The organism is Paraburkholderia phenazinium, assembly GCF_900142845.1.
In the GTDB taxonomy this organism is placed as follows: domain Bacteria; phylum Pseudomonadota; class Gammaproteobacteria; order Burkholderiales; family Burkholderiaceae; genus Paraburkholderia; species Paraburkholderia phenazinium_A.
This window is the reverse complement of sequence record NZ_FSRU01000002.1, coordinates 899,978-912,192: the sequence shown is the minus strand read 5'-3', so window position 1 is coordinate 912,192 and position 12,215 is coordinate 899,978. Positions and strand designations below refer to the sequence as shown.

The window sequence follows — 12,215 nt, the reverse complement described above, 5'->3', positions numbered from 1 at the left end:
GTATGATAAATGCACCACACCAGGCCTTTGACGGCACCAGAAACATGTGCGTCAAAACCTGAGCGAATTTCCATAAATGGGAAAAAAATAGAATGCCTCTAGACCCGATATACACCTCGATGGCGCTCAATGTGAATGGCACCAGCGTGACGGTACCCTGGAAGGCCAAGGCGATTCTTACCTCCACGAACATGACCGGCGGCACCGGGCCGGCGCAATCGATCCGCCCTCCAGGTTTTCAATCGGGGGACTGCCCGCATCATCATCAGCGTGGTCATTTGATCGGCAACAAGCTCGGCGGGAGCGGAACCGACGAACGCAATCTCGTCACGCTGACTGAGGGCACCAATCATCCCGTGATGTATGAATTCGAGGCGATGGTGTACGAGAAGGTCAAAAGCAACCCAGGCATCGAGTTCACGTACGAGGTGACCGCGCGGTATGATGCGACGCGGTATTCCACTGCTCAGACTGTCGTAGGCGGCGCCGCGATGGGCGCGGCGAGTAATCCGTATTGCCCGATGCCCTGCCCGGAATCGCTGCAGATAGACTTTTTCTACGCCGAATCACCCGGGCATCTTGTTTATCCCCTACCCATTCCGATTTCCACTGGCGAAGGACTGGCTTACCACGCAGGCCCGCTTCTTATCCCCAACGGCGTGTACAAATTTCACGAAGGAAGTCCCAAACACGTTTCTAAAAACTGTTGGGCATCCTGAGGAGACGCTAAATGCCTTTCGACATTTTCCCCACGCAGGAAGATCAGGTACGCCTCGCCGGTCCGGAAACCAAGGTGACCTTGATCAGCGCTTGCGACATGAATCAGATCGGTCTCTTCAACGTGCGCGAAATCCCCGCTGCCGCGGCCGGCGGCGCCGTGCCATCCCGGCAAAACGGCGAACAATGGATCTTCACATCGAGCGTCAACCGCGCGCAAACGGACAGCCTCGACCGGGTCATGGTCTTCGTCGGCATCAAGAGAAAATTTCTGACCAAGGTCGACGACTCACTGAACGGTTGGTCCTGTCCGCGCGGCACGCCCATGGAGATCATCAAGGTGCAGCATGGACTCCCGGTACTGAGATTCAAGCGGTGATCGGCTCAGGCCTCATTTCGATTTCTCCCCCTCATTGCGCAACAGGCCAAGAAAGCTCCACAGCCTTTGTCCATCGGCATCGCCCGACGTCAATTCGCGCAGCAGCACCGGCAAGGGCGTGCGTCCCCACTCGAGCGCCCGCTGGATCAGATAAGGCACGGGGCTATGCGGTTCATAACGCGCGAGATACTCGGCGATCACTTCCAGCTGCCGGTACGCATCGTCCCGGTTTTGCGGCACGCCGGGGGCGACGGCCTTGGCGCCCGACACGGAAGCCTCCGCCGCCGCGGTCGTATCGCCAGCCTGCGACCGGGCCGGCTCCGGGGCATTCGGATGCATAGTTAGACACTCCGTCAAAACAAGTGCTGCATGAGTCATCGTTTCCATCAGCGGGACGAAACTGGGGGCCTCGGCGCCCAACTTCGGAGTACAGAGCGCATCGAGCTGCTCGATGAGCGGGCGCGCCGCCTCGAGCGCATCGCGTTCGAGCCGCAGATGCGCAGGCGAAGTCGCCCGTACCGCGTCCTGTAGCGCCGTCATCACGCGCCCTGCTTCCTGGCGCTTCGCCGCCGGCACGTCTTGCCGCGCGGCGGCCGTCAGCGTCGCACGCTGTGCGCTTTGCCATTGCGCGAGCGTGCCGCGCAAGCCGTCGCGTCCTTCGAAGAGTTCGATCTGCGCCGACAGCAGATCCGCATAAGCGCCGGCAAGCCACGCGAACGGCGCCGCGCGAAAGCCCTGATCGCCGTCTCGCGGCAGCGGGTGCAGGTCGTCCCAATAGCGCTCGCACAAGCCCACCATCAACTGAAAACAGTGCGGCAGCGCGGCCACGCCATAGCGGTTCAACCACGCCTCGCCGAGCCAGGCGGCGATCGTCAGATCCTTGCTGCGGTTCGACAGCACGCGGCGACACCCCGCCTCCACCGCCGGCCAGTCGGCCACCTTCAGCGTGGTCTGCCAGATGCCGGCCGGCACGCTCGCATCGTCCGCGCGGCGCGCCGTCCGGATTGCTTCGTACTCCGGATCGTGAATCAACGATACGCCGCAGGGCTCGTCGCCCGGCAGAGGCTGCAGCAGCGCGTCGATGTCGAGTGCCGGCATCATCCGTGATCCGCCTGCGCATTGCCATTCGTGGGATAGATCACCGTCGTCGTCATGCCCCTGCCCTCATAGCCCGGCGCCGCGACCGGCAGATCCGGAATCGCCTGCGGCGTCTTCGCCGCGCCCGCCATGCTGACGCGCAGATACATCCGTGCGGTCTGGATCGTCCCGCTGCGATCGCGCACCGGGACCGTGAACAACAGCCGCGGCGGCAGGCCGGCGCTCGTGAGACTGGCGTCTTCCGGCATCACGTGCAAACGCACGAGCCGCAGCAACGCCCAGGTGTCCGAAGCACTCCAGGTCGCGGCGCCGTGCTCGCCCGCCAGCGTCGGTTGCGCGGTGTCGAACATCGGTTGCCATGGCGCATCCTTGGCCCAGCGCAGGCTGAGCGCGACCGGCTGCCCTGGCCGCCAGCGCGCCGGCGGTTCGCCCGTTGCCGGATACGTGAGCGTGTCGCTGCCGCTCGCGAGCTTCCATTCGATCACCTGGTCGGCTCCCACCTCGTCGGCGCGATCGACGCGCCATTCGACGCTCAGCTCAACGCCCTGCAAGGTGCCGTCGGCGCCGCGCGCCAGCAAGGTATCGAGCCACGGCTTGGCGCGCGCCAGTTGTGCGATGAACGCGTCGGCGCCGTCCGCGCGCCCTCGCCCGGCCGCAGCCGCTGCCGCGAGTCCCGCTTGCGCCTGCGGCAACTGGTTGTCGAGCAAAGCCACGAACGCCGCCGTCTGCCGCAGGTCGGCGCCGGGCGCGGTCGCATCGGCGGCAAACGGAAAGTGTCCCGCCAGATAGCGCGCGAAAAAGCTGCGGATCTGCTCGTAGGCCTGCATGCCGGTGCCCATCTGCAATCTGAAGCACTGCTCACGAGCGGACGAAACGAGCCGCGAACCCGCGCTCGCGACGATATCGCCCGCCGGCGGCACGCTGACCTGCTCGAGCGAGGCACTGCAATTGCCGAGGTCCAGCTTGTCCAGTTGATCGCCGATGATCGTCTGCACCGCGATCATCGCGCTTGCCGGGCTCTTCGCGCGGTACTGCGCGAGGTCCGCCGACAAGGCCTTCCAGCGGCTCACCAGTTGGGCATCGGCCGGCGTGAGCGGCGGTTTCTGCGCGCTCAGCCAGTCGAGCGCGCCGGCCGGACCTTCCGCCAGATCGGCAATCGCCGCCGCCTGTGCCGCCAGATAGCCCTGCAGCGCTTGCGGCGTGGCGGCGCCGAACGCGCGCAACGAACCCCCTGTGTGACCGTCCCAACCCGAAAAATCGCCGCGCACCGGGCGAAACGGGGCGAGCTGCTGCAACTGCGCGTCGGCTGTGCGCAGCACCACGACCGCCGCGTCGCTCACGCGCAACGCCACGCTGGTCGCGAGATCGTCGCGGCCCAGCGAATCGAAGGCGGCGATCAGATCCAGCGCGCTCTTATGCAATGCGTCGAATTGCGCCGCGGTGTCCGCGACCGAGCCGCTGCCTTGCTGCGCCGCCTGTTGCGTGGGCGTCGACAGCGCGGCCAGCATGCTTTTCACCGCCTCGTTGCCGGCGGCGGCCAGCAGTGCCGCCCGATAGGCGTCAGGCGCCTGCGCGAGCGGTCCCGCAACGTATTGCCGGTAGGCCGGCAAGACCGCGAGCGCGCGTTGCACGGTGCCGACATCGACGCTGCGGATCACCGTATCGGTGCTGCCGTCGGTCGCTGCGAACGGTTGTGCCAGCAAGGTGCGCAAGGCTTCACGCAAGGGCGGCAGGTCGGCGGACAGTTGCAGTCCGTTGGCCGGCGTGGCGCTCAGCACGCCGGGCAGATTGCCGTTGGCGAGCCAGCGCGCGGAGAACGCCTCGCGGGCCGCCTGCTCGTGCGCGAGCACGGCTTGCACCGGCGCTGCGCCGATCAGTTGCAGCCGTTGCGCCGTATCGAAGGTGGCCGTCAGGCCGGGCACCAGCTCCTTGTCGCGCGCGCTTGCCCAACCGTGATCGGCCGAGTCCACCTGCACCGCCAGCGCATCGATGCCGTTGGCTAGCGTGGACAGGGCCGCGTCCACCGGCGCGGCGCCTGGTGTGCGCATTTGCGCGAGCGTAGTCTGGACCTGGGTTGCGTTAGCTGTCAGCGTGGAGTCCGCATAGACCTCGTCGAACCACGCATCGAACGTCTGCTCAAAGCACGCGCTCACGCGTTGCCGCGCACTCGCGGCCTTCGCGGCATCGAGCGCCAGCGTGCCGTCATCCAGACTGGTGTCGCGCAGCGCCGCATCGACCTGTGTGCGATCCGCGACGTGTTCCGGCGGCAGATCCACACCGGTGGCTTCGTGCATCAGTTGGGTGAGCATGACGAGATTGCCGCTGCCGGCCTGGACCAGTTCGTTGTACTGTCCAATCCAATGCTCGGTTTGCGCGGCCTCGTTGACGAGTTGCGTACCGGAGACGAACGCCGGCAAGTCCTGCGGCCTGGTGCCCGTTTGCGACGCCGCGTCCGTTTGATCGGCCGGGTTCACTTCGCAAGAGGTTTGCGCCAGTTGCGCCGTGAGCCGGTCATACAGCGGTTCGAAGACCAGTCCGCGTAAGACGTGCCGCTGCGCGTCGCCGAGCTGGCCCTGCAGGAACAGGTACGACAGCGGCATGAACGGCGAGCTCAGTTGCCAGCGCGGCACCTTGAACAACGCGTCCCGGGCGCTGCGCAGCGCGCTCGTAGCGGCCGCATCGCCGCGATCCGACTCGCGATAGGTGGCGCGTGCGAGCGTGAGCGAATCGTACGCCGTGCTTAGCACACGCGCGTCGCTGCGCAGATGCCACCACGCGAGTCCCATCCCCACGCACCAGCAGACGGCCAGCACGGCGGCGCACACGGTGGCCGCGCGGTGCCAACGGGTCCGCAGGGCCAGCACGCGCGGCATCGGCACGGCGAGTCCCTGGCCGCTCAGCAGCACGTCGTGCCAGAGCCTTCCGGCGAAGGTCGGCGCATTGGCGCGCAAGGCCGGCGCGGCGCCCCCCTCTTCCACAGGCAGCCGTTCAGGCACTGCGCCGATACAGTAGATGCCGCGCAACAGCGGCGCCGTGCCGTCCGCCGCGCCGCGCAGCACCAGATCGAAGCGTTCGCGCAGCGGCACGCGCAAGCGGTCGAGGTGCTCGGGCAGCAGGAACAGCGCATCGCCGACGCCGCCGTTCAGCGTGCCGAGTTCGACGATGGTTTCCGTCAGCGCCGCACGCATCGCAGCAAAAGCCTCGTCGAGCCACGCTTCTTCATAGGCACGCCGCGGTGCATAGGGCGACGCCCAACCCAGCGTGGCGCTGCTCGCGGCCCCTTGCAAGCCGTCCGCGAGCGCGTCGAAACCGGGCAACGCATCGCAATCGCTGATGACGATATAGAGCGGCAACATCAAGCCGAATTGCCGTTGCAAGGCGATCAGCTTGCGCGACGACTCGAGCGCCGCCGCACTCATCTCGCGCGGCTCGCCGTCTTCCGTGATCAGCGCGCCGGCCGCAACGACCCACACGAGCGCATCCAGCGGACGTCCGGCGCGGTTACGCAGCAAGGCGCGCAGCAGCCGGCGCCACGCGCCCAGGCGGCGGTCCGCCGCAGGCGCGGCGAGCACGTCCTGCGGTTCGGCGATCAACAGTCCTTCCGCATCGTTCCAGACGCGCCCGAACCATGCCGCTTCACCTGCCGGTGTCAAACGCCAGCCACGGCAGAGCGCATCGAGCGCGGCCGGTGCGCCTGTCGCCAGAATGCGCGGGACCGAATAAGGATCGCGCACGCTCATGCGCGCATGGGCCGCGCGTATGGTTGCGGCGAAACTGCGCAACGGCCGTTCGTCCTGGCGCGCATGCCACCAGCGCAGCAAGACGGCGAACACCAGCCCCAGCAGCAGCAAGACAATGAGACCCAGCAGGATCGCGATCAGCGTCACGGCCGGTTCCCTCCCCCATCCGCGGCCGTACGTAACACCACGGTGTTGGTATCCACCGCCGGCACCGCAGGTATGGCGGCCAGCGCATTGCTTTGCGGCAGTGCCGGCGCATCCGTCGTCGAAGGTTGTGCGCGCGGTTTGACCGGCACCCGCACGACCGCGCCGGACACACTCGTGCTGCTCGCCGGGGCGGCCGGCGTGTCAGCTAAAGCGATGGCCTGAAACTGCATCACTGAGCGCTGCACATCCGCCGTCGCGACAGACCAGAGCAGATGCGATACGCCGAGCAGCACACACACGCCGACGCCGAGCAACGCGGCAAAACGCACATGGTCCGGAAACATCTTGCTGAGCGTGACGGTGCGGCGCGGCGCGAGCGCCACGCGTTCGAGCGGCGCAGCGAGATGGGCCGGTTCGGCATCGCGTTGCATGGCGAACGCAAACAGCGCATGACGCAGTTGATCGTGCCGCAGCGCGCCCGCCTCGCCACGCAAGCGTCCTCTGAAGCCGAGGATCAGACACGCCAGATAGACGTTGGCCAGATCGCGTTGCGACGCGTCGCGTTGCGTGAGCAGCGCTTCGATCGCATCGGGCAAGCGTTCGCCCGCCGCGCGCGTGCCGAACACCCGCACCTCGAGCGGTCTCGCCTCCCACGCGGCGTGGCCCGGCCAGTCGGAAAACAGCAGCAGTTCGTCGAGCAGCGCGACAAACGCATACTGCGCCGCTGCAATATCGGTCTCGCCGGCAGCGCCCGTCCAGGCCATCGCTTCGCGCGCGAGCCGCCGGGTGACCGAAGCCAGTTGCGTGGCCACCTTGTCGGCCACGCTCTCGCCCTGGGCGAGCACTTCCAGTGGCGCTTCCGTTGCACGGCCCAGGGCGTCGCGTGTTTCCATGGCGCGCCGGAACGCGTCGACGAACGCACGCGTGAGCGGTGCGCGTTCGTCGCCGGAGAAGGCCGTGTAGTCACTCATTCGCGCCCCGCATCGCCGGCGGGATCGTTCGCCTCGGCCGCCGGCGTGAAAAGCTGCACCGCCCATGGCGCCACGCCGCGCACACCTGCGCCGACGTCGATATGCAGCGGCTGCGACGCATCGAACCAGGTCGTGTCGAGCGCGATCACGAACATCGCCGTGTCGTCGCCGGCGCTGTACGTGGCGCGCTCGTCGCGCGACAACCGGCGGCGCGCCAGTCCGCGCATGCGTTGCCGCGACAAGGTCGGCAAATGCGGGCGCGAGGCAATTGCCGTTTGCTCCAGCCAGGTACTGGCGTCGTGCTCGGTGGCATCGCCCGGCATGCGCAGGCCGATCACCAGTTCGCCCGGTGCGCTCACGCCTGCGTCCGCCGGCGGATCGATCCAGAAGCCGCCCGCTTCGGCAGTGAACTGACGCACCCGATAACCCTGGCGCACCGTCGACAGCGCCGTGTCGATCCACTCGAGCAGCGGCTCGAACGACGCCAGCAGTTCCGCGTAGTCGAACGGCGCGAAAGTCGGCACGCCACGGGTCGGTCGCAGGCTCGCGAGACTGCCCGCCATGCCGGCGAGGATGCGGTAAAGGTCGAGCGGATGCACCGCGCGCGAATGCAGCGCGGCCTCGATCTCCGGCAAGCGCATCCACAAGGCAGTGAGTTGCCGCTCGATCTGTCCGGCGTCGTCGCGCTCGCCGGCGCGCCGTGCCGCATCGAGACGGCCGGACAGGAACACACACTTCTCCCGCGCCCGCATCGCGATGCGCATGATGCGCTGACCGAGCGGCGATTCCGGGGCGACGAACGGACAAGGCGGCACATACTCGGTGAGCGCGACGCCGCCCCCCTGTTGCCGCAACTGCATCAACGGCAACCGTTCGTATTCCTGATTGCCGAGATCGGTCATCAGGTGCAGGCTTGGCCGCCACGTGGTGATCGCGGCGGGTTCGGTGCCGGTCGTCAGATCGGGCACACCCTGGCTCTGATGTTGCCGGTAGCGCGCGCCGCGCTGATCGATCTGGCCGCCGCGATAGAGCGGCGGCACGGCCAGATAGACGGTGACGAGCTGTTCCGGCGAGGTGAACGCCTGGCGCACGTCGATCTGCAGGACGGGATCTTCGGCGGCGTGACGGATTGGCAGGCCGTCAGGCAGGATCGCATCGAGCCGCGTGATGCGTACGAGCCCTTCAGCAAGCCCCGCTTCTTCCTGCTCGAGCGTGAGCACGCCCCAGTAGTGCGGCCGGGCCGCACCGGCCAGCAGCGCCGCATGTCCGGCCGCATGCAGGGCCTGGGTCTGGAAATGTTGCGGCAGCAACGGCATGCCTTCGAACCAGCAGATCGTATCCGGAAACAGATTGCGCATGATTATGGTCTAGCGGGCGATCAACTGAAGATCCTGGTCGCCCAGTTCAAGCAGCGGCTTCGATGGACCGCCGTCGAGCCGCACGCGGTGCGCGCCGACTGTCTGATAGTCGGCGAACACCAGCACGCCGGCCGCGCGCTGCCCATCGAAGGCGAATTTGGAATCGGCAATCTGCTGGCCCGGAACGAGTTCGTACGAGACGACGCTCAGATCTTTCGGATAGTCGCGCCGCAACTGCTCGCGCTGGGCGAACCATTTGGCGGAGGGTAAGCCCAGCAGCGTGTCGAGCAATTGAGGATTCCGTACCAATACGGCATCGACGGCAATCGGAGTATCGAGGTTCGCCTGCGCCGCCACCTGGATGGCGAGCGAGTCGACCTTGACGCGCGGCAGCGACGCCGAACAGCCCGCGACGCATAGCGCCGCCACGAGCGGCATCGACCAGCGCCGGGGCGATGGGCTGCGCCGGCCGGCCGCGAGTCGCGAAGCATTGATCACGTCGATATCCCCTTTCACGTCCTGTCCGTCTGCGCCGGCTGACACCGCCGCCATGTTTCGCATGGACTCCTGGTGCAGCCGCCCTCGTATCTGTTGTCGTATGCGGGCTCTCTCAGTTCCCCGCACACGCTTGCGCATCACATCTCGCGGCGAGCGTAGTCTACAAGTACCACGGTGTACACCGCAATTGCCGCTTCGCCAGGTCGTGACTCTGCCATCAAATTGTCACTACGGGTAAGTTCTACTCCTGCGCGAGGCCTCGTTGCAAACGTTAAATTTTTGTTTGAATTTCGTCGAAGACTATCGTAGAGTATTTTTGTCTGAGCAAATCGGCCGGCGGAAATTTTTTCGGATTCCTGCCGGCTTGGCTTTCCGGGGTTCGGTGCGCCTTACGCTAGTGAAAGGTCAATGACCGCCTTTCAGGAGTGCCTTGCGCCCACTATTTCTGTTGCAGTCACGCAGTGCGGCGCGATCACGATGTCGATTGCCCGAGGGAATGCGCTCGTCTTCGCGCAGGCCTTCACGCAGCTTGATATCGCAGGCGGGATTTATCGCGCGAGAAACAAAAGAAGCGGTGCATGCACCGCGTATTAAACGCGTCGAGAGAACGAAAACAGAGGGATGACCATGGCCGACAGTACCCAACACTGGTTCGAGAGAAACCGCCCCCCGCGCGTCCAGATTACTTACGACGTCGAAACCGGCAACGCAATCGAGAAAAAGGAATTGCCGCTTGTGGTCGGCATTCTGGCCGATCTATCGGGTCAACCCGAAAAGCCGCTCGCCAAACTGTCGGAGCGCCGCTTCGTCGACATCGACCGCGACAATTTCAACGACGTGATGAACTCCATCGAGCCGCGCGTCACGCTGCACGTCGACAACACCTTGGCTGCCGACGGCAGCAAGCTGAACGTCGCGCTCAAGTTCCAGCACATCGACGACTTCGATCCGGTGCAGATCGTGCAGCAGATCGCGCCGCTCAAGCAGCTCTACGATGCGCGGCTGCGCCTGCGCGACCTGCTCACCAAGCTCGACGGCAACGACGAGCTGGACAAGCTGTTGCAGGACGTGGTGCACAACACGCAAGGACTTGCCGAAATCAAGTCCGCTCATCCGCAGGATGGTGTCGTCGCGCAACTGCCCGCACCGGCAGAGCCGACTGAACCCGCCGGCGACGCGCCCGCCAGCGCCTGAGCCCAGCCCGCCTCGAGGAGACACTGATGTCCGATACGCAAGCCGCGGCTGCGCCCGCGCAAACGGAAACCCTGACCCTGCTCGACCGCATCGTTCACGACGGCCGCATGGCCCACGACGACGAGCAGCAGCAGCACGCCCGCGAATTGCTGGCCGAGTTCGCGCTGCAGGTGCTCGACAAGAAGATGACGGTCAGCCGCGATACGGTCGCGATGATCAACGACCACATCAAGAAGATCGACGAACTGATCAGCGAGCAGCTCAATCAGGTGCTGCACCACGCGGACATGCAGGCGCTCGAAGCCTCGTGGCGCGGCATCCATTACCTCGTGAAGAACAGCGAAACCGGCACGCGCCTGAAGCTGCGCTTGCTGAACGTGTCGAAGAAAGACCTGCAGAACGACCTGGAAAAGGCCATTGACGTCGACACCAGCGCGCTCTTCAAGAAGGTCTACGAGGAGGAATATGGCACTTTCGGCGGCCATCCGTTCAGCGTGCTGATCGGCGATTATTATTTCAGCCGCCAGACCCCCGACGTCAGCCTGCTCGAGAAGATCGCCCAGGTCGCGGCAGCGGCCCACGCCCCGTTCATCTCGGCGGCGCACCCGCAACTGTTCGACATGGGCAGCTTCACCGAACTGAGCGTGCCGCGCGACCTGTCGAAGGTGTTCGAGACCATCGACATGGCCCGCTGGCGCGAATTCCGCAAGAGCGAAGACTCGCGCTACGTGGCGCTGGTGTTGCCGCATATTTTGATGCGCCGTCCTTATCATCCGGACAGCAATCCGGTTGAAGGCATGAGCTTCGTCGAAGACGTCGACGGCACCCAGCATTCCAAGTACCTGTGGGGCAACGCGGCCTATGCCTTGGGCCAGCGCATCACCAACGCCTACGCGCAATTCAGCTGGTGCGCCGCGATTCGCGGTGTGGAAGGCGGCGGCGCGGTCGAGAAACTGCCGGATCATATCTTCCAGACGGCCTCCGGCGACAAGGCGATGAAATGCCCGACCGAGATCTCGATCACCGACCGGCGCGAGAAGGAACTGGATTCGCTTGGCTTCATCGCACTGTGCCACAAGAAGGGCGAGGGTCAGGCGGTGTTCTTCGGCGGCCAGACCGCCAACAAGCCGGCGGTCTACAACACCAACGAAGCCACCGCTAATGCGCGCATTTCGGCCATGCTGCCGTATGTGCTCGCCGCCTCGCGCTTCGCGCATTACATCAAGGTGATCATGCGCGACAAGGTGGGCAGCTTCATGACGCGCGACAACGTGCGTACTTACCTGAACACCTGGATCGCCGACTACGTGCTGCTCAACGACAATGCGCCGCAGGAAATCAAGGCGCAGTATCCGCTGCGCGAGGCGCGCGTCGACGTGACGGAGGTGGCCGGCAAGCCCGGCGCCTACAAGGCGACGGTGTTCCTGCGGCCGCACTTCCAGCTCGAGGAGCTCACCGCTTCGATCAGACTGGTCGCCTCGCTGCCGCCGCCTGCCGCGGCCTGATTCTCGCGGGCCCTACGGCACCTCCCTGCCATCTGCGCGGCGCGGCCATTCCGGCACGCGCCGCTTCTACACGTTTCAGGAGCGCTCAGTCATGGATTCGATCATTCTCGATCTCGGCACCGACATCAAAGGCGAATGCACCATTGAAGGCTATACCGACAAGATCGAAGTGATGTCATACAGCCACAACGTGGCGATGCAGGTCACCAACGACGTCAGCAACTCGGAGCGCACCTCGGGCAAGCCGCATGTCGGCGAGTTCACCGTGACGAAGTTCGTCGACGTCTCGACGCCGACGCTGAACGAATACTGCTGCTCCGGCAAGGCGGTGGCGACCGCGACGGTGATCGTGGGCCGCAACGCCGCCGAAGGCGACGGCAAGATCATGCCGTTCATCACCTACACGCTCAACAACGTCGTGTTCAGCAACGTCAGCGTGTCGGGTGGCGCCGGCGGCAAGCCGGTCGAAACGCTGTCGCTGAACTTCACCAAGATCAAGTGGGAACTGACCGCGCAGAAGGACGACGGCACCAAGGAAGGCACCGCCGCCTCGACCTGGGATATGGCCGCCAACAAGCTCGTCAAGGGTGGGAGCTAAATCTGACGCC

The 12,215-nt window shown here is 65.5% G+C and carries 11 protein-coding genes; 6 read left to right on the top strand and 5 right to left on the bottom strand.

Features of this window, described 5'->3' with window-relative positions; genetic code table 11:
• Positions 1–119 precede the first annotated feature (119 nt).
• Both BUS12_RS21225 and BUS12_RS21220 read left to right on the top strand, forming a co-directional pair.
• Positions 120–719 carry a DNA/RNA non-specific endonuclease gene (locus BUS12_RS21225; RefSeq protein ID WP_216352730.1) on the top strand — a complete coding sequence of 200 codons (600 nt, stop codon included), beginning with the start codon at positions 120–122 and terminating at the stop codon, positions 717–719.
• Between the two features lie 11 nt (positions 720–730).
• On the top strand, positions 731–1,096 hold the full coding sequence (locus BUS12_RS21220; RefSeq protein ID WP_074299023.1) for a hypothetical protein: 366 nt from the start codon (positions 731–733) through the stop codon (positions 1,094–1,096).
• A 12-nt stretch (positions 1,097–1,108) separates the two neighbouring features.
• Here BUS12_RS21220 and tssA read toward each other — a convergent pair whose 3' ends face one another.
• Genes tssA through BUS12_RS21195 form a run of 5 tightly spaced genes read right to left on the bottom strand, consistent with a single transcriptional unit; the run spans position 1,109 to position 8,971 of the window.
• A complete protein-coding gene (gene tssA, locus BUS12_RS21215; RefSeq protein ID WP_074299021.1) occupies positions 1,109–2,197 on the bottom strand; it encodes a type VI secretion system protein TssA in 1,089 nt (362 codons plus the stop codon).
• Positions 2,194–6,081 carry a type VI secretion system protein gene (locus tag BUS12_RS21210; RefSeq protein WP_074299019.1) on the bottom strand — a complete coding sequence of 1,296 codons (3,888 nt, stop codon included), beginning with the start codon at positions 6,079–6,081 and terminating at the stop codon, positions 2,194–2,196. Before BUS12_RS21210 ends, tssA begins: the two co-directional genes overlap by 4 nt.
• A complete protein-coding gene (locus tag BUS12_RS21205) occupies positions 6,078–7,052 on the bottom strand; it encodes a DotU family type IV/VI secretion system protein (protein WP_074299017.1) in 975 nt (324 codons plus the stop codon). The genes BUS12_RS21210 and BUS12_RS21205 overlap by 4 nt, the downstream gene beginning before the upstream one ends.
• Complete coding sequence (gene tssK, locus BUS12_RS21200; RefSeq protein WP_074299015.1) at positions 7,049–8,410, bottom strand: type VI secretion system baseplate subunit TssK; 1,362 nt, start codon at positions 8,408–8,410, stop codon at positions 7,049–7,051. The genes BUS12_RS21205 and tssK overlap by 4 nt, the downstream gene beginning before the upstream one ends.
• Before the next feature lie 9 nt (positions 8,411–8,419).
• Positions 8,420–8,971, bottom strand: a complete 552-nt coding sequence (locus tag BUS12_RS21195; protein ID WP_216352729.1) for a hypothetical protein — start codon at positions 8,969–8,971, stop codon at positions 8,420–8,422.
• A 345-nt stretch (positions 8,972–9,316) separates the two neighbouring features.
• On the opposite strand from BUS12_RS21195, the gene BUS12_RS21190 reads away from it, so the two are divergent.
• The 4 genes from BUS12_RS21190 to BUS12_RS21175 all read left to right on the top strand — a co-directional run bounded on the left by BUS12_RS21190 (position 9,317) and on the right by BUS12_RS21175 (position 12,205).
• On the top strand, positions 9,317–9,502 hold the full coding sequence (locus BUS12_RS21190) for a hypothetical protein (protein ID WP_074299013.1): 186 nt from the start codon (positions 9,317–9,319) through the stop codon (positions 9,500–9,502).
• Between the two features lie 33 nt (positions 9,503–9,535).
• Positions 9,536–10,102, top strand: coding sequence for a type VI secretion system contractile sheath small subunit (gene tssB / locus BUS12_RS21185; RefSeq protein ID WP_074301615.1), 567 nt, complete (start codon positions 9,536–9,538; stop codon positions 10,100–10,102).
• 26 nt (positions 10,103–10,128) lie between these two features.
• The gene (gene tssC / locus BUS12_RS21180) at positions 10,129–11,607 is read left to right on the top strand and encodes a type VI secretion system contractile sheath large subunit (RefSeq protein WP_074299011.1); all 1,479 of its coding nucleotides are present in this window, start codon (positions 10,129–10,131) and stop codon (positions 11,605–11,607) included.
• A gap of 91 nt (positions 11,608–11,698) precedes the next feature.
• Positions 11,699–12,205 carry an Hcp family type VI secretion system effector gene (locus BUS12_RS21175; protein ID WP_074299009.1) on the top strand — a complete coding sequence of 169 codons (507 nt, stop codon included), beginning with the start codon at positions 11,699–11,701 and terminating at the stop codon, positions 12,203–12,205.
• Positions 12,206–12,215 lie beyond the last annotated feature (10 nt).

Coding starts and splice junctions, on each gene's coding strand:
- BUS12_RS21225 (WP_216352730.1), top strand. CDS start 120: ATGGCGCTCAATGTGAATGGCACCAGCGTGACGGTACCCTGGAAGGCC.
- BUS12_RS21220 (WP_074299023.1), top strand. CDS start 731: ATGCCTTTCGACATTTTCCCCACGCAGGAAGATCAGGTACGCCTCGCC.
- tssA (WP_074299021.1), bottom strand. CDS start 2,197: ATGATGCCGGCACTCGACATCGACGCGCTGCTGCAGCCTCTGCCGGGC.
- BUS12_RS21205 (WP_074299017.1), bottom strand. CDS start 7,052: ATGAGTGACTACACGGCCTTCTCCGGCGACGAACGCGCACCGCTCACG.
- tssK (WP_074299015.1), bottom strand. CDS start 8,410: ATGCGCAATCTGTTTCCGGATACGATCTGCTGGTTCGAAGGCATGCCG.
- BUS12_RS21195 (WP_216352729.1), bottom strand. CDS start 8,971: ATGCGAAACATGGCGGCGGTGTCAGCCGGCGCAGACGGACAGGACGTG.
- BUS12_RS21190 (WP_074299013.1), top strand. CDS start 9,317: ATGACCGCCTTTCAGGAGTGCCTTGCGCCCACTATTTCTGTTGCAGTC.
- tssB (WP_074301615.1), top strand. CDS start 9,536: ATGGCCGACAGTACCCAACACTGGTTCGAGAGAAACCGCCCCCCGCGC.
- tssC (WP_074299011.1), top strand. CDS start 10,129: ATGTCCGATACGCAAGCCGCGGCTGCGCCCGCGCAAACGGAAACCCTG.
- BUS12_RS21175 (WP_074299009.1), top strand. CDS start 11,699: ATGGATTCGATCATTCTCGATCTCGGCACCGACATCAAAGGCGAATGC.